The sequence below is a fragment of the Salinicola sp. CPA57 genome (genome assembly GCF_003206035.1).
Lineage (GTDB): Bacteria > Pseudomonadota > Gammaproteobacteria > Pseudomonadales > Halomonadaceae > Salinicola > Salinicola socius.
This window is the reverse complement of sequence record NZ_PZJR01000013.1, coordinates 53,798-75,849: the sequence shown is the minus strand read 5'-3', so window position 1 is coordinate 75,849 and position 22,052 is coordinate 53,798. Positions and strand designations below refer to the sequence as shown.

23 protein-coding genes are annotated in these 22,052 nt (G+C 63.5%); 8 read left to right on the top strand and 15 right to left on the bottom strand.

The window, feature by feature from the left end:
• The first annotated feature begins 71 nt into the window (after nt 1-71).
• The 6 genes from nrdI (at nt 72) to DOM36_RS15770 (ending at nt 6,312) form a co-directional block, all read left to right on the top strand.
• Nucleotides 72-476 carry a class Ib ribonucleoside-diphosphate reductase assembly flavoprotein NrdI gene (gene nrdI / locus DOM36_RS15795; RefSeq protein WP_075568578.1) on the top strand — a complete coding sequence of 135 codons (405 nt, stop codon included), beginning with the start codon at nt 72-74 and terminating at the stop codon, nt 474-476.
• The gene (gene nrdE, locus DOM36_RS15790) at nt 458-2,635 is read left to right on the top strand and encodes a class 1b ribonucleoside-diphosphate reductase subunit alpha (RefSeq protein WP_075568579.1); all 2,178 of its coding nucleotides are present in this window, start codon (nt 458-460) and stop codon (nt 2,633-2,635) included. The genes nrdI and nrdE overlap by 19 nt, the downstream gene beginning before the upstream one ends.
• Before the next feature lie 66 nt (nt 2,636-2,701).
• Nucleotides 2,702-3,679 carry a class 1b ribonucleoside-diphosphate reductase subunit beta gene (gene nrdF / locus DOM36_RS15785; protein ID WP_110643697.1) on the top strand — a complete coding sequence of 326 codons (978 nt, stop codon included), beginning with the start codon at nt 2,702-2,704 and terminating at the stop codon, nt 3,677-3,679.
• A gap of 371 nt (nt 3,680-4,050) precedes the next feature.
• The gene (locus tag DOM36_RS15780; protein WP_110643671.1) at nt 4,051-4,815 is read left to right on the top strand and encodes a hypothetical protein; all 765 of its coding nucleotides are present in this window, start codon (nt 4,051-4,053) and stop codon (nt 4,813-4,815) included.
• A 136-nt stretch (nt 4,816-4,951) separates the two neighbouring features.
• Nucleotides 4,952-5,572, top strand: a complete 621-nt coding sequence (locus tag DOM36_RS15775) for an NUDIX hydrolase (protein WP_110643670.1) — start codon at nt 4,952-4,954, stop codon at nt 5,570-5,572.
• Nucleotides 5,573-5,658: 86 nt separating this feature from the next.
• Nucleotides 5,659-6,312, top strand: coding sequence for a tellurite resistance TerB family protein (locus DOM36_RS15770; protein ID WP_075568582.1), 654 nt, complete (start codon nt 5,659-5,661; stop codon nt 6,310-6,312).
• Here the strand turns inward: DOM36_RS15770 and DOM36_RS15765 are convergent.
• A complete protein-coding gene (locus tag DOM36_RS15765) occupies nt 6,309-7,544 on the bottom strand; it encodes an MFS transporter (RefSeq protein WP_110643669.1) in 1,236 nt (411 codons plus the stop codon). The two genes, DOM36_RS15770 and DOM36_RS15765, sit on opposite strands and share 4 nt — an antisense overlap.
• A gap of 123 nt (nt 7,545-7,667) precedes the next feature.
• Here DOM36_RS15765 and DOM36_RS15760 point away from each other — a divergent pair, with 123 nt between their 5' ends.
• Entirely contained in the window at nt 7,668-8,246 is a 579-nt protein-coding gene (locus tag DOM36_RS15760; RefSeq protein WP_110643668.1) for a TetR/AcrR family transcriptional regulator, read from the top strand.
• A 3-nt stretch (nt 8,247-8,249) separates the two neighbouring features.
• On the opposite strand, the gene DOM36_RS15755 is transcribed toward DOM36_RS15760, so the two are convergent.
• From DOM36_RS15755 to DOM36_RS15690, 14 genes are all read right to left on the bottom strand, one after another.
• Nucleotides 8,250-9,299, bottom strand: a complete 1,050-nt coding sequence (locus DOM36_RS15755; protein ID WP_075568585.1) for an EscU/YscU/HrcU family type III secretion system export apparatus switch protein — start codon at nt 9,297-9,299, stop codon at nt 8,250-8,252.
• 26 nt (nt 9,300-9,325) lie between these two features.
• Nucleotides 9,326-12,202, bottom strand: a complete 2,877-nt coding sequence (locus DOM36_RS15750) for a hypothetical protein (RefSeq protein WP_110643667.1) — start codon at nt 12,200-12,202, stop codon at nt 9,326-9,328.
• Between the two features lie 137 nt (nt 12,203-12,339).
• Nucleotides 12,340-13,158 carry a type III secretion system export apparatus subunit SctT gene (gene sctT, locus DOM36_RS15745; protein ID WP_075568587.1) on the bottom strand — a complete coding sequence of 273 codons (819 nt, stop codon included), beginning with the start codon at nt 13,156-13,158 and terminating at the stop codon, nt 12,340-12,342.
• Nucleotides 13,159-13,234: 76 nt separating this feature from the next.
• Nucleotides 13,235-13,504, bottom strand: a complete 270-nt coding sequence (gene sctS, locus DOM36_RS15740) for a type III secretion system export apparatus subunit SctS (RefSeq protein WP_075560538.1) — start codon at nt 13,502-13,504, stop codon at nt 13,235-13,237.
• Nucleotide 13,505: 1 nt separating this feature from the next.
• Nucleotides 13,506-14,165 (bottom strand): type III secretion system export apparatus subunit SctR, encoded by a 660-nt coding sequence (gene sctR / locus DOM36_RS15735; protein ID WP_075568588.1) that lies wholly within the window; start codon nt 14,163-14,165, stop codon nt 13,506-13,508.
• Nucleotides 14,158-15,441 carry a type III secretion system cytoplasmic ring protein SctQ gene (sctQ, locus tag DOM36_RS15730; protein ID WP_110643666.1) on the bottom strand — a complete coding sequence of 428 codons (1,284 nt, stop codon included), beginning with the start codon at nt 15,439-15,441 and terminating at the stop codon, nt 14,158-14,160. The genes sctR and sctQ overlap by 8 nt, the downstream gene beginning before the upstream one ends.
• Nucleotides 15,438-15,920, bottom strand: a complete 483-nt coding sequence (locus DOM36_RS15725; protein WP_110643665.1) for a hypothetical protein — start codon at nt 15,918-15,920, stop codon at nt 15,438-15,440. The genes sctQ and DOM36_RS15725 overlap by 4 nt, the downstream gene beginning before the upstream one ends.
• Nucleotides 15,917-17,302: a FliI/YscN family ATPase gene (locus tag DOM36_RS15720; RefSeq protein ID WP_232823884.1), complete on the bottom strand. Its 1,386-nt coding sequence runs from the start codon at nt 17,300-17,302 to the stop codon at nt 15,917-15,919. The genes DOM36_RS15725 and DOM36_RS15720 overlap by 4 nt, the downstream gene beginning before the upstream one ends.
• Nucleotides 17,299-17,886 (bottom strand): type III secretion system stator protein SctL, encoded by a 588-nt coding sequence (sctL, locus tag DOM36_RS15715; protein ID WP_110643664.1) that lies wholly within the window; start codon nt 17,884-17,886, stop codon nt 17,299-17,301. Before sctL ends, DOM36_RS15720 begins: the two co-directional genes overlap by 4 nt.
• Nucleotides 17,883-18,656 (bottom strand): hypothetical protein, encoded by a 774-nt coding sequence (locus DOM36_RS15710; protein WP_110643663.1) that lies wholly within the window; start codon nt 18,654-18,656, stop codon nt 17,883-17,885. The genes sctL and DOM36_RS15710 overlap by 4 nt, the downstream gene beginning before the upstream one ends.
• Nucleotides 18,653-19,417, bottom strand: a complete 765-nt coding sequence (sctJ, locus tag DOM36_RS15705; RefSeq protein ID WP_075568593.1) for a type III secretion inner membrane ring lipoprotein SctJ — start codon at nt 19,415-19,417, stop codon at nt 18,653-18,655. The genes DOM36_RS15710 and sctJ overlap by 4 nt, the downstream gene beginning before the upstream one ends.
• 60 nt (nt 19,418-19,477) lie before the next feature.
• The gene (locus DOM36_RS15700; RefSeq protein WP_198651303.1) at nt 19,478-19,933 is read right to left on the bottom strand and encodes a hypothetical protein; all 456 of its coding nucleotides are present in this window, start codon (nt 19,931-19,933) and stop codon (nt 19,478-19,480) included.
• 91 nt (nt 19,934-20,024) lie between these two features.
• A complete protein-coding gene (locus DOM36_RS15695; protein WP_075568594.1) occupies nt 20,025-20,222 on the bottom strand; it encodes a hypothetical protein in 198 nt (65 codons plus the stop codon).
• Nucleotides 20,223-20,423: 201 nt separating this feature from the next.
• The gene (locus tag DOM36_RS15690; RefSeq protein ID WP_075568595.1) at nt 20,424-20,990 is read right to left on the bottom strand and encodes a hypothetical protein; all 567 of its coding nucleotides are present in this window, start codon (nt 20,988-20,990) and stop codon (nt 20,424-20,426) included.
• Between the two features lie 236 nt (nt 20,991-21,226).
• On the opposite strand from DOM36_RS15690, the gene DOM36_RS15685 reads away from it, so the two are divergent.
• Nucleotides 21,227-22,009, top strand: coding sequence for a tetratricopeptide repeat protein (locus tag DOM36_RS15685; RefSeq protein ID WP_158025848.1), 783 nt, complete (start codon nt 21,227-21,229; stop codon nt 22,007-22,009).
• Nucleotides 22,010-22,052: the final 43 nt, after the last annotated feature.

The following is a 22,052-nucleotide window of genomic DNA, read 5'->3' as shown; positions in this document are numbered from 1 at the left end:
TTTTGAAATTCTCCGGCTAGCGCGGTTCTCGATCCGCGCTGTCGATATCGCGCAGGGCGCAGGAGACCGTCATGGCTGAACTGGTCTATTTCTCGACCAAATCAGGCAATACGCGTCGCTTCGTCGAAAAGCTGGGTTTATCGGCAAGCCGGATTCCGCTGAACCGAAGCGACCCACCCCTGCGGGTTGAAGCACCCTATATTCTCGTTGTACCGACCTATGGTGACGGCGATCCGCGTTCTGCGGTGCCGGCGCCTGTCATTCGCTTCTTGAATGACGAACACAATCGGTCCCTGATTCGCGGCGTGATCGCCGGCGGCAACACCAACTTCGGCGAGTCCTTCGGCCTGGCCGGGCGAGTCGTTGCGCAAAAGTGTCAGGTACCGCTTCTCTATCGCTTTGAACTGATGGGCACCGTCGAAGATGTCCATCGAGTCCTCGCAGGAGTGACCGAATTTTGGAAACGCTCAGCCTAGATACCGGTACGGTAGCGCGACCCGCCGCCGGCGCCGAACATAACGCCAAGGCGCTCGACTATCACGCGCTCAACGCCATGTTGAACCTGTATGACGCCAACGGCCGTCTGCAGCTCGACCGCGATCGAGAAGCGGCGCGTCAGTATTTCCTGCAGCACGTGAACCAGAACACGGTGTTCTTTCACTCGCTGAAGGAAAAGCTCGACTACCTGGTGGAAGAGGGTTACTACGAGCAGCAGGTCCTGGATCAGTACGACTTCGGCTTCGTCTCGGCGCTGTTCGATCAGGCCTACGCAGCGAAGTTCCGCTTCCAGAGCTTCCTGGGCGCGTTCAAGTACTACACCAGCTACACGCTCAAGACGTTCGACGGCAAGCGTTATCTCGAACGCTTCGAGGACCGCGTCTGCATGGTCGCGCTGAGCCTGGCGCGTGGCGAGGAAACGCTGGCCAGGCAGCTGGTGGAAGAGATCATCCACGGCCGTTTCCAGCCGGCGACGCCGACTTTCCTCAACTGCGGCAAGCGTCAGCGCGGTGAGCTGGTGTCATGTTTCCTGCTGCGTATCGAAGACAACATGGAGTCGATCGGGCGCTCCATCAATTCGGCGCTGCAGCTCTCCAAGCGCGGCGGCGGCGTCGCGTTCTCGCTCTCCAACGTGCGGGAATCCGGCGCGCCGATCAAGCGCATCGAGAATCAGTCCTCCGGCATCATCCCGATCATGAAGATGCTGGAAGATGCCTTCTCCTACGCCAACCAGCTGGGCGCACGCCAGGGCGCGGGGGCGGTCTATCTCAATGCGCACCACCCGGACATCCTGCGGTTCCTCGACACCAAGCGCGAGAACGCCGACGAGAAGATCCGGATCAAGACGCTGTCGCTGGGCATCGTGATGCCGGACATCACTTTCGAGCTGGCCAAGCGCAACGAGGACATGTACCTGTTCTCGCCCTACGACGTGGAGCGCATCTACGGCGTGCCGTTCGGTGACATCAGCGTCACCGAGAAGTACGAGGAGATGGTCGCCGACGGGCGTATCCGCAAGAAGAAGATCAACGCCCGCGAGCTGTTCCAGACCATCGCCGAGCTGCAGTTCGAATCCGGCTATCCGTATCTGATGTTCGAAGACACGGTCAATCGTGCCAACCCGATTCACGGCCGGATCAACATGTCGAATCTTTGCTCGGAGATTCTGCAGGTCAACACGCCGACCGAGTACGACGACGATCTCGGCTATCGCCATATCGGCGAAGACATCTCCTGCAACCTGGGTTCGCTCAATATCGCCAAGGCCATGGATTCGCCGGACTTCGGCACCACGGTGGAAGCGGCCATTCGCGGGCTGACCGCGGTCTCCGAGATGAGCAACATCACCTCGGTGCCGTCGATCGCCGAAGGCAACGCCAAGTCTCACGCCATCGGCCTGGGACAGATGAACCTGCACGGTTATCTGGCGCGCGAGCACATTCTCTACGGTAGCGAGGAAGGGTTGGATTTCACCAACCTCTACTTCTATACCATCGCGTTTCATGCCATTCGGGCGTCCAATCGCATTGCCATCGAGCGCAATCAGCGTTTCGCCGGTTTCGAGCAGTCGACCTATGCCAGCGGCGAGTACTTCGACAAGTACACCGAGCAGGCGTGGGTGCCCAAGACCGAGAAGGTGCGTGGCCTGTTCGAAAAGAGTGGCATTGCCATTCCGACCCAGGACGACTGGCGCGAGCTGAAGGCCTCGGTCATGGCTCATGGCCTGTTCAACCGCAATCTGCAGGCGATCCCGCCGACCGGTTCGATCTCGTACATCAACAACTCGACCTCGAGCATTCACCCGGTGACGGCCAAGGTCGAGATCCGCAAGGAAGGCAAGCTGGGGCGCGTCTACTATCCGGCGCCGTACCTGACGGACGAGAACCAGGAATACTATCAGGACGCCTACGAGCTCGGTCCGGAGAAGATCATCGACACCTACGCCGAGGCGACGCAGCATGTCGATCAGGGCCTGTCGCTGACGCTGTTCTTCCGCGACACGGCGACCACCCGCGACGTCAACAAGGCGCAGATCTACGCCTGGCGCAAGGGTATCAAGACGATCTATTACATTCGTCTGCGTCAGGCCGCCCTCGAGGGGACGGAAGTCGAGGGCTGCGTTTCCTGCACGCTGTAAGCCTGAATCTGTTTGAACGCGCCGGGGCCACTCCGGCGCCAACCGAACGAGAGCACTCTCATGGATATGCCCACCTCTGCCGCCCGTCATCTGAACCGGGTCGACGCGATCAACTGGAACCGTCTTCAGGACGACAAGGACCTGGAGGTCTGGAATCGTCTCACCGGCAACTTCTGGCTGCCGGAGAAGATCCCGCTCTCCAACGACATTCCGGCCTGGAACACGCTGACCGAGCATGAACAGCAGCTGACCATCCGCGTCTTCACCGGTCTGACGCTGCTCGACACCATTCAGGGCACGGTCGGCGCGCCGGTGCTGATCGAGGATGCGATCACCCCGCACGAAGAGGCGGTGTTCACCAACATCAGCTTCATGGAGTCGGTTCACGCGCGCTCCTACAGCTCGATCTTCTCGACGCTGTGTACTACCCGCGATGTCGACGACGCCTATCGCTGGAGCGAAGAGAACCCGTTTCTGCAGAAGAAGGCGGAGCTGATTCTCGAGCGTTACCGCAGTGAGGACCCGCTGATGCGCAAGATCGCCAGCGTGTTCCTGGAGTCGTTCCTGTTCTACTCCGGCTTCTACCTGCCGATGTACTGGTCGAGCCGCGCCAAGCTGACCAACACGGCCGACCTGATCCGCCTGATCATTCGTGACGAGGCGATCCACGGCTACTACATCGGCTACAAGTTCCAGCGCCAACTGGCCCAGCTGCCGGCGGAGCGTCAGGAAGAGGTCAAGATCTACGCCTACGAGCTGCTCCACGAGCTCTACGACAACGAGGTCAAGTACACCGAAGCGCTCTACGACGACGTCGGTTTCACCGAAGACGTCAAGAAGTTCCTCCATTACAACGCCAACAAGGCGTTGATGAACCTGGGCTTCGAAGCGCTGTTCCCGGCCAGCGTCACCGACGTCAGCCCGGCGATTCTCGCCGCGCTCTCGCCCGGCTCCGACGAGAACCACGACTTCTTCTCCGGCTCCGGCTCCTCCTACGTCATCGGCAAGACGGTCAGCACGGAAGACGACGACTGGGCGTTCTGAGGGAAGCACTGACTAAATGTCTGCGCGGGAAAATCACTGCGTTGTGCGGTGCCGGGGCGCCGGTCCGATCGGAATCCTCACCTATACCCCATAGGCTCCGGATCCTGTGCTCCGTACGCCTTGTGCTTTAACCCGCTCGTCGATTTATTCAGCACTTCCCGAGCTATTGCAGCCATTCTCAATTGCGCCTTGAAGAACCGCTCCGACAGGAGCGGTTTTTTTATGCCTGTTGGCAGCGACGGTGCGAGTGGTGGATCTCATCACTTGCCGATTCGATGATTCACCCTTCCATGCTCACTGCACACTGCCTGCACGAAGCCACGAGATAGTGCTCCTGCACCGCGTCTCGGTGCGCAACCGGAGTCGAAGTCATGAAATTTCATCAAAAGTCACTCATCGCGCTGGCCATCGCCGCTTCCACCCTGTCACCGCTGGCCATGGCTGCCTCTACTGAACAATCCAGGCAGTCCGCGCCTCACGAGGCACGGATGACGCACGGCAATCCGCTCAAGGACGCCGTGGTCGCCAGCTGGCACCTCGATGAGGACAAGCTGGCCAGTCTGGCTCGGGCCGACAGCGAGTTCCGTGCCGGTCTTCAGCAACTGCGTGCAGACGCCGATGGTGCTGACAACAAGGTTGCGCCCGAGCAGCGCCGCGCCGCGATGGAATCCCTGCTCGAGCAGCAGCGTGAGCAGCTGGCGGATGTGCTGACCGACGAACAGTTGCACGCCTACCAGATGCTGGAGCGTCCGCTGCCTTCGATGATGCGTCATCACGGTGGTCCGCAGATGGACCCGGAGCGCATGACGGCGCAACTGGAGCAGCGCTATGCGCCGCTGTTCGCGACCTGGGATCTTAGCCAGGAGCAGAGTGCCAAGGTGCTGAATGCCGAGCGCACCTTCTTCGACGGGCTGCATCAGATGAAGCGCTCCGATATGAAGGGCGACGACCCATCACGGGATTTGCGCGGTGCGCAGTTCAAGCAACTTCTCGAACAGCGCCATAGCGCACTCGCCTCGGTGCTCGACGACGAACAGGTCACCGCTTTCGAAGCACTGACGAAGCCGCCGCGCGGCCCGAAGGGTGGCCCGCAGCATGGTCCGCAGTCGGAAGGCGAGGCACCCAAGGCTGGCTGATGCCGACTGTCCTGACGACACGAGCCCTTCTTCGGAAGGGCTTTTTCGTGCGCCGTAGCCTGACGTCTCCCGCAGCAGTTGTTAGTCTTTAGGTGGAGATACATCGTCATTCACCCTCTGCGATCGGAACCGTCTCATGGAAGATCAATGGCTCGCCTGGGCCAAGCGGCTGTCGGCCCTTGCCGATACCGGCCTGCATTACTGTCGCGACAAGTTCGATCGCGAACGCTATGAAGAGATCGCCGAGATATCGACATCGATGATGGCGGCGTTGGGCGATATCCCCATTGGCCGGGTGAATCTGGCGCTGGGCGAGGGGGAGGGGCACGTCACACCCAAGATCGACGTGCGCGCGGCGATCATCGACGACGGCAAGATCCTGCTGGTCAAAGAGAAGATGGACGGACGCTGGACGATGCCCGGCGGCTACGCCGAAATCGGGCTGTCGGCTGGCGAGAACACGGTCAAGGAGGTGTGGGAGGAAGCCGGGGTCAAGGTCGGGATCCAGCGCCTCTACGCCATCCGTCACAAGGCCAGGCATGCCTATCCGGCCGACGTGCTCGATTTCTACAAGCTGTTCTTTCTCTGCGAGCGGCTCGACGGGGCGCCGCTCGATCCCGGTCATGAAGTACACGATGCGGCCTACTTTTCTCCCCATGAACTGCCGCCGCTTTCCGAGCCCCGAGTCATCGCGCGGGACATCTTTGATGCCTTCGAATTTCACGCCGATCCCCGGCGCCCGGCGCTGATCGATTGAGAGAATCGGCGCTGGCGTTAAACCTCCTCGCTTCAAGGCGGTCTATTCTATGCAGGATGACATGCAACGGGGTGACGGGAGGGCCAATGAACGCACAGAAAATTCTTTCGCAAATCATGAAACAGGCCGGGGGCAGCGGGAAACCGTCCTCGAGCGGGGGCGGTGGTTTTGACGCCAAATCGCTGCTGGGCGGCGGCGCGCTGGGCATGCTGGTCGGCAGCAAGCGCGGTCGCAGCATGGGCGGCAAGGCGATCAAGTACGGCGCCCTGGCCGGACTGGGGGCGCTGGCCTGGAAAGCCTGGCAGGCCCATCAGCAAAAGTCGTCGGCACCGACCGCCGCGCCGAGCGGTGCCGATCAGCCGCTGGAACAGCTCTCCGGCGAGCGGCAGGAGACGCGCAGTCTGGTGATTCTGCGCGCGATGATCGCCGCCGCGCGTGCCGATGGCCACATCGATGCCGAAGAACGGGCGGCGCTGGCCGAGCAGATCGATGCCCTGGGCGCCGACGACGAACTGCATGCGTGGGTCGAGCAGCAGATGTCAGCCCCGCTGGACGCCGAGGCGATCGCCCGCGATACCGACTCGCCACAGGCGGCGCGGGAGGTCTATCTGGCCAGCGTGGCGATCGTCGACGAACAGAATCCGATGGAACGGGCCTGGCTCGATCAGTTGGCGGCCGCGCTCAAGCTCGACGGCGATCTCTGCCGCACGCTGGAGCGCCAGGCGGTAGCAGCTGTCTAGGCGGAGGCCTGACACCGAGCCCGGGGTTCGGCCTCGGGCTGGCGCTGCGTCAGGGTGCCGAGAAAGGCAGCGAGCGAGAGCAGCGCCACCAACGTGCCATAGGCGTAGGTGGTGGGGATCAGTCCCAGGTGCTGGGTCGCGATACCGCCGCACAGCGCCAGCGTGCTGGCCGACAGATAGCAGATCACGTAGAACGCCGCCATCAACGCCGAGCGTTCCGTGGGCGGCGCCAGCGGCATGACCACGCGCATGGCACCCATGAAAGCGGCGCCGAAGCCGATGCCGGCAATCGCCGTTCCCACCAGCAGGATCGCGACCGTCCTGTAGTAGACCCCCAGCAGCAGCCCGGTCATGCCGACGATGAGACAGGCGGTGCCGAGCAATACGGCCAGGCGTGGCGGCTTGGCGCGCAGAATCATGACGCTGATCCCGCCAATGAAGGGCAGCAAAAAGGTGATCAGGCAGCCGACCAGCGGGTTGTGAACGCCGCTGATCGTCTCTACCAGCGTCGGCCCCAGCGACAGCGAAAAGCCTCCCAGCGCCCACGATGAAACCACCGCCGGGATCACCCGGAACAATGGGTCACGCACGGCCGGCGGGATCGTCGCGCGGGGGCGGAGCGCTGCCAGCGCACCGGGGCGTGGCGTCACGCTCTCCGGGATCCGGCCAAGCCACAGCCCCATCACCACGAGCAGCACGATCAGTACGCCGTAGACCAGGCGCATGGGTGCCGGGGCGTACGTCACCAGAATGCCGGCGATCAGCGCACCGATGCCCATCCCGGACAGCGGCGCGATACTCGCCAGTACCGGGCCGCGGGTGTGGTCGCTGTCGAGCATCGCCGCGGCCAGTGCGCTGGTCACGATGCCGGTGGCCACCCCCTGCAGGATCCGGGCCGCCAATACCCACATCAGCCCGTCGGCGACCAGAAACAGTCCCAGCGACAGGATTTCGCCGACGATGGCGACGGCCACGACGGGGCGACGGCCGATGTAATCGGACAGCGAACCGGTCGTCAGCAGCGCCAGCAGCAGGGCAAACACGTAGCTGGCGAACACCAGCGTCAGCCAGGTGGTCGAGAAGTGCCAGGTGTTCTGGTAGATCCGATATAGCGGTGTGGGCGCGCTCGAGGCCGCGAGGAACGTCACCATCAGTACAGCGTAATAGACCAGCGAACCGAGCCGGGGAGCCGGATAGACATTGGTCGTCGACGAAGACGCGGAAGGTGACATGAGAGAATCCATTAATGCTAAAATTTAGCGTTAGTGAAGTCTGAGCTTAGCAGGCTCATAAAGCAAATATTTTGCGTTTGGGCTTTTTCGTTTCTCGTGCCGTTTTTCGTCTAGTGGATAGCCATGCCGATCAAGGAAGCCGTCAGACCGGGCGGACGTAGCGCCCGAGTACAGGAAGCGGTCCATCAGGCCGTGCGCGAGCTGCAGGCCGTAACGTCACGCGATGACCTGACGGTACCGCAGATTGCCGAGCGGGCCGGCGTCACGCCGTCGACGATCTATCGCCGCTGGGGCAATCTCGCGGAGCTGGTTGCCGACGTCTCCGTCGAGCGCATGCGCCCCGATGACGATCCCGTGGATACCGGCACCCTGACCGGCGATCTGCAGGCCTGGGGCGAACAGTATCTCGAGGAGATGACATCGGTGCCCGGGCAGCGCGCGCTCAACGACGTCATGGCCAGCGCCGACTGCGAGCGTCGGGAGCGCTGTTACCGCTACAGCGAGTCGCTCATGAACACGCTGCGGGAGCGTGCCCTGGCTCGCGGTGAATTCGCGCCATCGGTGTCGCAGCTCATCGATGGCGTGGTCGCGCCGATGACTTACCGCCTGCTCTACGATCGCGAGTCGGCGACTGTCGACAATCTGCGAGGTTGGATTGCCCACACCCTGAGCAGTGCGCACTTCAGGCAGCGCCAGGACTGAGGATCAAATCAGCCTGGCCGCCACCAGCAGGTCAGCCACCGACTGGAAGGTTCCGTCGGGTATCGGGTCGCCGTTGCCCGCACGAGTGGCGATGCGCTGGGCCAGCACCGCATCCGGCGCTCTCGGGATGTGGCGCGGATCTGCACTCGCCAGTAACCCGGCGGCCTGTTGCGGGTTGGCCTTGCAGGTAACCAGCGGCACCGGCGTTTCGCCGCGCACGTAGCGAATGCCGACGAGCCAGCCGTCTTCCGTCCCGATCATCATCGACGTGTGCTGCACGCCGACCTTGGCGTTGAGTTGATGCATCTCGCGGCGCCGCTTGCGACGCTCCTGATTCATGGTGGGATCGCCTTCCTGATCCTTGCGCTCACGTTTCTGCTCGGTCTTGGTCATGCGCTGATCGCGCCGAAATAGCCAGCGCTGAAGCATCACGTCGAAGCCCCCCACCAGCAGGAACGCGATCAGTGCGGTAATGACCAGCGGCTGCAACAGGTCGATGAAGGTGCCCTGAATGCAGCTGAAACCGCAGCTGGAAGACTCCATCAACGACTGCAGACCGAGTCGATAGACAACGATCAGCGCCACGCCCAGCGCCACCATCTTGAACAGCGACTTGAGAAATTCGGTCAGGCCGCGCACCGAGAAGATGCGCTTGAAACCCTGGACGGGATCGATCTTCTCGGGTTTGGGCAGCACCGGTTCCGTGGCGAAGACGAACCCTTGAGAAACCACGAGGTTGGTCAGCACGATGATCAGCAAGGTCAGAGCCACCAGCGGTACCACCGAGAGCAGCAGCACTTCACCGGCCTCGGCCACCAGGCGTGGCCACAGCGTGTCGAAAGGCTCGGTGTAAAGCCGGGCGGTCATGTCGAGCAGACCCCGCACGCGAGCGATGATGTCGCTGGCGCTGACGGCGATATAGAGCGTACACGCCAGCAGCACCATGGCAGTGACCAGGTCCGCGCTCTTGGAAACCTGGCCTTTCTTGCGCGCATCGCGAAGCTTCTTCGTCGACGGCGGTAGTGTCTTCTCTTCGCTGGGTTGGTCGCTCATGCGCTCAGGGTGTCGTGTCAGGCCCGTCAGGCCATCTGGGTATCGAGATTGCTGCCGTCACCGGCATAGTCCTCGTGGTCGAAATCGTCCCAGCCGTCTTCCGGGAGGTGCCCTTCCCGGACGTAAAATTGATACTCGTCGCTACGGTAGTCGAAGATGCTCTCGTCGTCGGGCGCATCGCGCTGGCCGTAGCTCCGGACGTACGCTTCGAGGAACTCATAGCGATTCAGGCCATCTTCGGCCAGTAGACCATCCTCATCGAGAGAGGTGAAGAGTTCCTTGAGGTCGGCTTCATGTCCTTCCAGCGCGTTGGTGCGCTTGATGTCCTGAACGATGGAGAACGGCAGCGTCGCCAGCGTCAGGCCGGCGGATATCCAGAACAGCGGCCCGGTGGCGGCGCGGGCGACGGCAATGCCCTTGAGCGCCGCCAGCGATGATGCGCCGCCGGCAAGGCCGAAGGCGCCCGCCGCAACGGTGACGGCACCCTGACCGATGGTAGCGCCGTCGCCGCTGTCCGCGCCGCGCTTGATCATCAGCCCGCCGAGGGCGATATCCAGTGCCCCGGCGGCGGCGTTGGCGGCCCCATCCAGCACCCGCAGGAATGAGCTGACGGTGCGCGTCGTGGTCGTGGCATCGGGTAGGGCCGGGTTCCTGGCGTATCCATCCTCGATGCCCTGTACGATCTTGCCTGTATCGGACTCGCTGAGATCCAGCTTCTGACTCAGTTTCTCGCGATCACCCACCGGGGCCTCGTCGATGATCTGCTCGATATTCTCGACGAACTTGAGGCCCTTGCCCTCGGTGAACGGGCTGCCGCCGGCGGTGTCCCTGCCCCAGATCTGCGGCAGTGTCTTGTCCAGACCCAGCATGGCGTTGACGTTGGTGCCTTTGACCTTGTCGACGATGTTGCTGCCGAGATTGACGAAGTGCTGACTGGCACCCAGGAAGCTGATGAACTCCTTGGCGATCGCCATGCGCTCTTCCATGGTGTCGGCGAGCGAGCCGCCCTTGCCGGCCAGTTGATAGATGCCCGAAGCGAGCGAGATCAGCCCGCCGGTCGAGCCCAGTGCGCCGTTGCTGTTCAGCGTGCCGATCAGCGACATCATGCCGCCGTTGGTCTGCTCGTTGAGCGCCTTGTAGACGCCGTTCTTCATCAGGCCGTCGATGTCCGACTGGGTGATGGCGCCATTCTTCTGGAAGCGATCACCGAGCTCCTGCAGCGCCTTTCCGAAATTCTTCGCCGTCTGCTGATCGTTGAGATACTCGTTGACGAACTTGTCGATCGACTCCGCCGTGCGTCGTGGAATATCGACACCGGCACGCTTGAGCGCCGTCAACACCATCTTGACCACGTCCTGTGTCGCGGTTGCGGTGTTGGCATCGTTGATCCGATCGGGATTGGCGATCAGGTCGTCGAGATCGGTGATCATCGAATCGAGCTGCAGGCTCTGGGCGAATTCGGCCGCCTTGTCGCTCTCTTCGGCCGCCTTGTCGCTCTCTTCGGTCGCCGGGAACAGCGCCGAGAGCGCATTGTAGGTCCGCGAGATATCCTGCTCGGCGAGTTCCCCCTGGCCGCTTTCGCGCAGGTCGTTGATGTAGTCGATGTATTCCTCGCCAAACGCGGTCTCTTCCAGTCGCGAAGCGATGCTGTCCTTGTCGGCGACCTTGTCGATCGCGCCTTCCTGGGCCGCCATGTAATCCTTCTGCACGGCATCGGAGGCGAACAGTTCGCCGAGACTGGCATCGAGTGCTTCGCCATCGATGATCGACGACAGATCACCGCCGGTAACGTGATCGAGGCTCAGCCCCTCCGAGATATCGAGGCCGACCAGATCCAGGCCGTTGTCGAGTGCGCCCTGGGCGCGCAGGGCGCGGTAGAACTGGGCGCGCTCGTCGTTCTTGTCGATGCTGCCGTCCTCGATGCCCGCTTTCCAGTCGGCTACCAGGTTTTGCCAGGTCAGTTCGCTGACGGTGAGCTTGCGCGAGCTGTCGTCCGGGTCGGTTTCGCTGGTTTCCATCGACTGGATGTCGACATCGCTGAAGGCCGGCAGATCGTGATCGCGACGCGCCGTATCCAGCTCCGCGTTGTCGGACAGACGCTGGACGTTGGTCTCGCCGCCGTGCCTCGACCAGTAACCGTCGAAGACATTCTGGACCGCCTTGCCGTCGTCCCCGGCCGCGCTCCCGATCCGAGCGCGCAGGTCATCGTTGACCTGGGCGGTGGCATCCTGGCGGGAGACACCGTCGCTTACCTTGCTGTCGATCAGATTCTGGTAGAGCTGCGACAGCGTTTCCGAGCTTTCAATGTGCAGAATCTGGCGCGTGTCGGTCAACGTGCCGCCGGCCATCCCCAGGGCCAGCGCGTTGAGATTGTCTTCGTAGTCGACGTTGTCGGTCAGCGTGGTCTCTGCCAGAAAGCTGTCGTAGGCGTCATAACCGGCGTCGATCGCGGCATCCTGCCCACCATGACGCTTCCAGTAACCCTCGAAGACATCGAGACCCTTGTCGGCATCGCGGCCGTCATTCGTCAGCGCGTTACCGATACGATCGAACAGGGCGTCCTTGGCCTTGTCGATGGCGGCACCCAGATCCGGCCCATCGCCTCGCTCGCGTTGGGCATTCAATTCGGCCGAGACGAGACGCTGGAACTGGCTGGCAGCCTCCCCCGTCAGCGGTCTCACGGTGCGCGTATCGGTATCGATCCCGCCGGCCATCGACACCGCCAGCTCGTTGAGTGCGTTCTCGTAGTCTTCGCTACCGGGCAGCAGCGGATCCTTGTTGCCGCCGTTGCTGGTGCTTTCGGCCAGACGGGTGGCGATACCCAGCGCGGAGGAGAAGGCGGTGCCGAAGCGAGACGACGGTGAATGCTGCTCGAGAGTGTCTGCGTCCTGACCAATGCGCATGGCTTTCTCCTTCCGACCGGGTTCGAGGATGGAAGGCCAGTGTGGAAAGCGGGTATGACGACCCGATGGCAACTTGGCAACGCCGTGTAACTCTGTGTGTGGATTCGATGCTCGCAGGGCCGGGGCGTGATCCGCCATCAGCGCATCGCACCAAGAATGGCTTCGAGTCGATCCATGTTGAGGCTGACGACGTCCAGCTGATCGATCATCAACGGGATCAGGAAGACTACGTAGATCAGCATCAGGAAGGCGAACAGCAGGTTCTTGATCGGCAGCGACAGGTCGAAGGCGTGAAGGTTCGGCGCCATCCTGGCGACGTAGGCCAGCATCAGATCGGCGATCAGCAGTGCGATGACGAGAGGAGCGATCATCAGCACGCCGATCTGCATCACCTGGTCGAGCAGACCGAGCACGGCCAGGGCGGAGGTTTGCGACAACAGCGGGACGAATTCCACGGCCGGCCACAGCGCGTAGCTACGATAGAACCCGTCGAGCAGCAGCATGAAGCCACCGGTCATGAAGAACAGTGCCAGCAGCGTGATCGTCATCAATGTCGAGGTCACCCCGGACTCGGTGGCCCCCATCGGGTCGACGATCTGGGCCATGGTCGAGCCGCGTTGCAGATCGATCAGTTCTCCGGCGACCTCGGCGGCCCAGAATGGCACACCGAAGACCAGCCCGATCGCCACGCCGATCAGCAGCTCCTTGATCACCATGCCAGCGACGGTGACGGAGGAGAGCGACTCCGCGTTCACCATGGCATCGAAGAGCGGCACGATCAGTGGAATCGAGATCGTCACTGCCACGGCGGAACGGATCATGCCGGTCAGCCCCAGACGATTGAAAGCTGGCGTCACCAGTACCATGCCCAGCGCCCGCGCCACGCCGATGGCCGCCGCCGCGATCATTGGATAGGCGAACTGGGTCAGGAACTGGGCAAAATCGTCGTAATTCATAAGGGTCGTTCACAGGGCGTCTGGTACAAGGCGCTATTTGAAAACCGGCGAGCGCAGCGAGTTTTCAAGGAGAGACTCAGCGCGACCAGGCGGCAAAATTGTCCAACACCTGATCAGTAATATTGACGATCTGCCCGGCCAGCAGCGGCCCTGAGACGATCAGCACCAGCAGCACCGCCACCAGCTTGACCGCCTGGGGCAGGGTCTGGTCCTGAATCTGGGTCAGCGCCTGCAGCAGGCCGACCCCGAATCCGACGGCGATCGCCACCAGCAGCGCGGGCGCCGATACCAGCAGCACCGTCCATAGCGCGTTCTTCATCAACGAGAGGAAGATGTCGTCCGTCATCCTAGCCGCCTCCGTAACTCAGAATCAGGCCGTGCATCAGTCGTGACCAGCCATCCACGGCCACGAACAGGAAGATCTTCAACGGGATCGAGATCAGCGTCGGCGACACCATCATCATGCCCATCGCCATCAGCACGTTGGAAACGATCAGGTCGATGATCAGAAACGGAATATAGAGCAGGAAGCCGATCTCGAAGGCACGGGTCAGCTCGGAGCTGACGAAGGCCGGGATCAGCACGATCAGATCGTCGCTCTGCAGGTCCTCGCGCGCCTCGTCCGACCACAGCGTGCGAGTGGCATCGATGAAAAAAGCGCGCTCGTGCTCGCTGGCGTAGCGCGACAGATACGCCTGCAGCGGCCCGCGTATCGCCTCGCCGGCCTGCTTGATCTCCTCGACGCTGGCCAGCCCCGCCGAGCGCTGTTCGAATTCATGCGCCATCTCGCCCACCAGCGGCGTGGTGATATAGACGGTGAGAATCAACGCGATGCCATAGAGCACGAGATTGGGGGGTGTCTGCTGAACGCCGAGGGCGTTGCGGATCAGGAACAGCACCACCGATATCTTGAGAAAGCCCGTCATCGTGACCACCGCCAGCGGTACCAGGCCGATGGTGGCGACCACGATGATGATCGCGATCAGGTTTGGCTGGAACTCAGTCATCCCCGGCGCGTCCTTCCCCGAGCGCGAGCCTCTCGATCTGTACACCGATGGCATCGCCGATCGCGACCAGACGTCCACGCCCCATCGTCCGGCCGTTGACGACAAGGTCAACAGCCTGATCGGGGCGACGCTGAAGCGGCAGTACGCTGCCTTCGCCGAGCTGGCGAAGTTCGCCGAGAGACATCTCCAGGCGACCCAGCTCACAGGTCAGCCGCACCGGCAGATCGTTCACGCCAGCACCATTGATGTCAGCACCGTTCATGTCAGCACCGTTGACGTTGGAACCGATCGCCGTCTCGTTCTTGAGGCTCGAGTCATTCCGATCCCGGTCGGCGAGTGTCGTCTTGTCCACATCCGGTTCGGGTGGGGCGGTTGAGGTTTCGTTATCCACAGTGTCTTCGTCCTCATGGGTTGCCGTGACGTCGGGAGTATCAATGGCGCGCGCTTCGCGTGGGGCGCTCGGGACCGGGCGTGGAGTCATCCGCTGCAGCGGCTCGCTCAGGCGCAGTCCGGTTTCGTGGAAACGAATGCGGCAACCGAATCGATCGGCCAGGTTCAAGCGTGCCTCATCGGCCGCCGCGGCCTCGAGCATGACCATGTCGCCGGGGCGCAGGCTGCGCCATTCGCCCAGCGTCAGCGTCTGTTCGCCAGTCTCGACCCGCAGGGTGGCAACGACGGCATTGGCCGGGGCTGGCTCGGCCACGAAAGCGCGATCGAATAGCGGCAGCAGCATCTCGGCGGCGGAAAGCGGCAGATCGAGCGCCAGCGGGTGGGACTCATCACCGAGTTGGAAGACGACGCTGACGCGCATCGTGGGTTCCGACAGCACCGGTGGCGAGGGCGCCAGACGGATATCGGCGCCCAGCGTCGCTTCCAGTGGCTCCAGCCACTCGAGCCAGACCACTTCGAGCCACATCGCGGCCAGCTCGGGATCGACCTCGTCCAGGGTGCGCCGCCGGTCGGGATGCTGGCCGAGCCGATCGAAAGCACGAGCGCTACCGCTCAGTACCACCGACGTCTTACCCACCCGGATGGCGATCTTGCACGCCTCGGGGATATCCGCCGTGTCCGGCAGCAGGTGCAGGCTGGCGGCGCGGCCGTACCAGTCGAACGCGAGCGGCCGACGCGCCACGTGCAAGGCATTGTGCAGTGCCAGCCGGGCGGGATCGATCGACGGCAGGTCCGAGAGCGAAAGCGGTGCCGAGCGCGAGGATAGCCAATGGCCTGCAGGAGCAAGGTCGGAAGTGGAAGGGTCCGAAGCGAAGTCGATCGTCATCTCCGGTCTCCTCGGCCCGGCGACATCTCTTCCATCTCCAGTTCCGCCAGGCGCTCGGCATCGACGATCCGAGCGTGATGACGGTCGTCCCCCAGTCGCTCCAGCGCTTGCTTAGCGCGCCGACGACGTGCCCAGTCGGCAGCCAGGCCGTCACGTTCCTGTTCGGCGGCGCGAAGGGTCTGTGCCTGGGTCCGGCGCTGCCGAATCAGCGATTCGCGACGCTCGGCGTCATCGGCCAGCGTCTGTTGCCACTCGGCCAGGGCGTTGGCATCGAGCGGCTGGTGCTGGCCGGCCTCGAAGTGGGTCTGTTCCCGTTGAGTGGATGTGCGCTGGTGTTCGATCAGAGATGCTTCCAGCCTCTGGCGTTGTGCGGCAAGGTCGTGGCAGTGACGCTGACCCGCCGCCAGTGCCTCCTCGGCCAGACGCGTGCGCTGGCGCCGCAGTCGAATCAGACGCTCGAGCTGATGCGACGAGGTCATTGGGCGAGCTCCTTCAACCGCTTGAGTGTCTCCGCAAAATCGCTGTGGTCGTCCCGGGGCTGGCGCAGGAAGGCATCGATGGCGGCGTGTTTGTGAATCGCCTCATCGGTAGCCTTGTCGCTGCCCTCGCGGTATTCGCCCACCTGCAGAAGCAGTTCGACATCGCGATAGCGTGCCATCAGATCACGAATCTTCGCGGCATCGCGGCGGTGCGCCTCATCGGCGACGCTCTCCATCAGGCGGCTGCGGCTGGCCAGTACGTCGATTGCCGGAAAGTGATCGCGGCGGGCGAGTTCGGCGCTCAATACGATATGGCCGTCGAGAATGGCGCGGGTCTCCTCGGCCACCGGGTCCAGCGTACCGTCGCCTTCGGTCAGCACCGTGTAGATCGCGGTGATGGTCCCGCCGACGACACCACCGGGGCCGGCACGCTCGAGCAGACGGGGCAGGGCGGCGAACAGCGACGGTGGGTAGCCGCGCCGGGTCGGCGGTTCGCCGGCAGCCAGACCGATCTCGCGCTGGGCGCGGGCAAAACGGGTGAGGCTGTCGACCAGCAGCAGCACGTCGCGACCCTGATCGCGGAAGTACTCCGCCACGCTGGTGGCGACCAGCGCGGCGCGGGCGCGTTCGATCGCCGGCCGGTCCGAGGTCGAGACGACGCACACCGTGCGGCTTCGGGCTTCGGCATCCAGCTGCACGTCGAGCAGTTCCCGGACTTCGCGCCCGCGCTCGCCGACGAGGCCGAGCACCACCACTTCCGCGCTGCTGCCTTTGACGATCGCCGAGAGCAGCGAGGATTTGCCCACTCCGGGCTCGCCGAACAGACCCACGCGCTGGCCTTTGGCGACGGTATTGAATGCATCGATGGCGCGCACGCCCAGCGCCAGTGGATGTTCGATCAACTGGCGGCTCAACGGAGCCGGCGGCTCGGCATGCACCGGATATTCGCGCAGGGACGCAGCGCAAGCGCCGGCGGGTTGTGTAGGGCCAGCGGGTGTCGCTGCGTCGTCCAGCCACTCGCCCAGCGGGCTGATGACACGTCCGAGCAGGGCTTCGCCAACGCCCACGCCTTGAGCGCGGCCGGTGGCGATCACTTCGCTGCGGGTCGACAGGCCCTGCAGCTCGCCGATCGGCGACAGCACGGCATCCTCTTCCTCGAATCCGATCACTTCGGCAGCGATACGGCGGCCGCTGACAGGATCGCGGAGATAGCAGAGCTCGCCGATGCTCACGCCTTCGATGCTGGCATGGATCAGCAGGCCCCGAATCCGGCGGACCCGGCCGTTGACCTGACGGGTTTCGGCGTGGGTGAGACGCGCACCGAGTTTCGGCAGCAGCCCCTCGAGTGTCGACAGCACGTCGTCAGGGGGGGCCATGCTCATGCCGGCTCCTGATCGCGCGACAGCGCCTGATGGAGGGCTTCCAACTGCGAGTCCACGCCGATATCCATCACCGCGATCGGGCTGACCAACAGGCACTGACTGGGTCCGAGCTGGGCATCCGCCTCGACCTGATAGTCGATCGCCGCCGGTGGCCGGTCGGCAAGCAGTGCGGCTACGCGGGTTTCCAGTGCCGGCGCGACCCGAATACGGAGACGGTGCTCGTGGCGCCATTCGCTCAAGGCGTGGCGCACGCAGCGGGCCAGCAGCTCGGCTTCATCGAATTCGCCGAGGAGCCGGCGAACCAGATTCAGCGATAGTTCGGTCAGGGCCGGCTCGAGACTCCCCAGATAACGTGCGACGTCGCCCTGGGTCGTCGCCAGCAGCGCCGCGGCCTCGATTTCCCCATCGCGGCGACCCGCCTCGAAGCCTGCGGCGTAGGCATCTTCCTGCGCTTTCTGAACGGTCTCTGTCTGCCTGGCCGCCTGCTGGCGAGCCTGTTCGAGAAAGGCGTAGCCATCGATCCAGGCCTGCGCTTCTTCGGCGCGGAGAATGATCTTGCCGGGGCGGGGTGGAAGCGAGTTCATGCCGGATCGCCCCCTTGTCGCTCAATCCCTTGCTGCGCAATTCTGTGTCGATCACCCTCTTGTCGATCTCGACCGGGTCGATCGCGCGAGGTATCCACTTCCTGATCCTCGGCGCGCGACTGCACGCAAGCTGCCGCCAGACGCGCGATCTCAACGGCGTCGTCGGCCGCGTCGGCATCGGCGCCGTCGTCCGCCAGTTGACCAAGCCAACTCAAGCGCAACCAGGCGCGCAGTTCGGCAGGCTGCGAATCGCCCCACGCCCGCAGGCAACGTCTGCCGTCGCGTTCGAGTCTGGCCTCGAACGCCTCGAGGTCGTCTCCCACCTTTTCGCCGACATGGCTGTGAGTGCGATGCGCCAGCGTCAGCGCGTAAAGATCATCACCGAGAAGCCGCTTGAGCGCTGCCACACGCGGGGCATGGATCTCCTGTGCCACGGCGTTGGCATGGGCGATGACGCCTGCGGTGCGGATACAGGCCGGCAAGGTATCGGCATCGAGCTGGCACAGCGTCCGATCGGCAGCATCCTGCCCAGGCAGGAGATCGATGGGCGCCAGGTCATGCCGGTAGCGCAGACGTTCTCGCAGACGGTGCTGGAAGCGCGGCTGGGACACCCATCGGTACAGTGTCGCTTCCGTAGCCATGCCGTCGAGGCTCTCGATCCAGACCGCCGGGTCGATGTTCACCGGCAGTGGCGCAGCGGGCGACGAACCGGCGATCGACTCGGGCGCGTTCGCTTTGCCAAGGTCGCGATGTTCGGCAGCCGCCGTCATGAGGGTGTCACCAGGGCGTACGGACGTTGACGACGCTGGCGCCAGATCAGCCAGCCCACCGCGCCGGACAGAATGACGACCGCCATGATCAGCAGACCGAAAAGCCAGCCGGCGCTGGCGACGCTGGCGGCCGGCATCGCGATGCCGAGGAAGGAGCTCATCACTGGCTGCGGCGCCGACCGCGTCTCTTCCGGTAAGTTGGAGACGACCGGCACCACCGAGACCTTGTCGTAGGAGAGCCCGGAGATGCCATTGGCGACCAGCGTCTTGATCTGAGGAATCAGCGGATCGATGTCCAGCGACGGAATGTAGCGCACGAAGACCGATGCCGAAGAAGGCGTGCTGTTCTGTTGCAGCAGGTCATTGTCCGGAAGCACCACATGGACCCGCGCCGACAGAACGCCATCGATCTGGGATACGGTGTGGGAGAGCTCCTGGCTCAGGGCGTAGATCATCTGAGCGCGCTCCTGAACCGGCGACGAGACCAGACCGTTGCCCTGGAACACCTCTCCGAGGTTGGCGAACTTGCGCTCGGGCAGGCCAGCGCGATCGAGCACATCGACCGCCTCGGCGAAGCGGTCCTCGTCGACCGTCACCTTCATCCGGCCTTCGTCTTCGGCCTGTCGACTGGCGGGGATGCCGTTGCGTGCCAGCGTTGCCACGATGACGTTGGCCTCGCGCTCGTCGAGACGGGTGTAGAGATCGGTATCACAGGCCTGCAGCAGCAGCGCCATGAGAACCAGCGTGATGGCCTGCAGCATGAGCCTTGAGCGGCCCGGAGGCCTACGCTTTCCGCTAGCGCGTCGATCGAGAGACAAGTGTCATTGACCTTTGAGCAGAGTGTTGGCCGAACCGGAAACCTGAGTGGCACCGCGCACCACCATGGTGGTTTCGATGGAGTGGTCGAAGACCTGGCTCAGCGAGTCGACGACCCGGGTCATCTTGTCGTCGCCGAGCGCGGAGGGGATATCACCGGCATCGGGGGCCGGCGACGCCTCTTGTGTCGTCACCTTGGCGAAGCGGTCTGGCGCCTGGGTGTCCGATACCCTGGCCTGCTGCGCAAACGTGTTGACCCGGTCGACGAAGCCGTCGAGGTTGTCGATCAGGTTGGAACCCAGTTCGCCGGGGCTCGCGCCGGCGGGAGCGGCACCGGCCTGACTGGCCATGTGCTCGAACAGATTCTGCGATGCCAGCGCCTTGGCGCTCGTATCGGATGTCGGTAGCGCGGGTGTCGGCGTCAGGGCCCCAGCACTCGGTGGTGTCACGGGAGTCATCATTCACCTCATCATCTGGCTCGTGGCGAACGGCGGCAACCGACAGTCGTGTCGATCTCGAATGACGGTTGCCGCCAGCGATGGCAATTTTGTGTCAGTCCTCACCGCCCGACATGGCCTCGCTTAGAAGATCCTTCATCATCGGCATGAGGATCAACTGCCCGCCGACCTGGACCATTCCCTCGCTCATCGCCTCCTGAAACTGGGCATTGTCGATGGCGTCGTCGAAAGCCTGGGAATCGGTCGTCGACTCGCCAGTAACGTTGCCGTTGCCTACTGCATCGATAGCCATGTGTTGTCTCCTTCGGGTTTCGCATTGACCGATCGGCAAGTGTGCCATCGGCGAGTCATCGCGCAGCTCCCAGGAACGGCGCTTCAGAAACGGCCAGCCATGATCGATAACGGCCGTCTACCGCGTTTTCATCTGTCCGCAATGCTCATTCGCTCATTCGCTCATTCGCTCATTCGCTCATTCGCTCATTCGCTCATTCGCTCATTCGCTCGCCGTCGGCGCTGCCACGCTGCCGCGAAAGACCCTGACCTCTCCCGGCGTCGAGGGCGAGGGTGTTCGACGAAGTGATTCGACGCGCTGCGCCACCTCCTCGAGCCAGGATGGCGGGCCCATCGCCTCCAGCCGATCGCGGCCGTCGAGAAAGTCGATACTCAACGGTGCGCCGATCGCTGCCGCCTCGAGGTCGTCTCTGAGAAGCGGTATTTCCACGTCATCGAGATCGAAGCTGCGCCGGGCCAGCTCTTCACGCGCGGCAACGTGCAGCACGTACCCATCGAAAAACCACGCCAGGCCGTTGGACTGGCAGACCTTCTCCAGAAACTCCCCGGCAGTGGTGGCATGGATATCGCCACGCACCTCGCCGTCCACGGCAGCGCTGACTTCGACCGGGAGCGACAGGTTGCGGCCGAATTCCTGAAGCACATCGCGCACGCTCTGGTCGATCACCACATAGCGGTAGCTGCGTTCCGCCCAAGGTGCCTGCGCTGCCAGCGCGCTGCCCCAGGGGGCCGTCAGCATCGTCAGTAGCAGCAGGATGGCGGCTGACATCGATCGACGACGCCGATTTTCTACCCTAGCAAGATCGCGGTGACCGTTTTGCGGCGGCTTGTATCTCTTTTCGTGGCTTTCGCTTATGTTTTGTAACGGTGCGTCACGGTTCATTGACATGCCGTCTCGCCCCAAGCGACGGGTTCTCGGGTACGCTGTCTTCCCCTCTCTCTTGCTGCTGGACTGACTCACGGATGAAGGCATTTTTGACGCATTCTCGGATTGATGATTCTCGCGTGAAGTGCACGCTGACGGCACTCTGCCTGAGCCTTGTGCTCTCTGCCTGTGCGTCGACGCCTACCGACAGCAGCGAAGCCCGTCTGCTCAAGCTGGCCGACGATATCGATCAACGTGGCGATCACGCCACGGCGGCGGCGATGTACCAACGCGCCCTGGCGCAGAACGGTGCCTCTCCCGACATTCAGATTCGTCTGGGCAACGCGCGCCTTGCTGCCGGTGAGCCCGCTGCGGCCGCAGAGGCCTTTCGCGCAGCGTTGAGCGACGATATCGATCTGGCGCCGGCACTGCTCGGTCTGGGGACGGCGCAATTGCGGCTTGGCGAGCCCGAAAGTGCGCTGCGAAGCCTGTCTCGCGCCGCTCCCGACGTCGACAGTGTGGCCGGATGGAGCCGGCTCGGCGCTGCGCAGGCCCTGGTGGGGCGCCCCTCGCAGGCCGTCGAGGCGTTCTCCAGAGCCCGGGCGCTCGCACCGCGAGACCTGGATGTGCTGGCCAATCTGGCGCTGGCCGAGTCGCTGGCCGGTGATCACGCCGAGGCGATTGCCGCGATGCGCCAGATCACCGACTCCCCGTTGGCCGAAGCGCGTCATTACCGCAACCTCATTCTGGTCCTGGTGCTCGCCGGCCAGACCGATCAGGCACGTCGGATCGAAATTCCCGACCTGGCGATCGCGAAGCGTGAATCGCTGATTGCCAGCGCCGAACGCCTCGCCGCACTGCCCGGCGCTGCCGAGCGTGCCCAGGCGCTGGGCATGGCCATGGCCTCCTTCAACGAGCCTTGAGCGGGGATCGGGGCGGCCATCCGTCGTGCAGCTCATGTCCCGA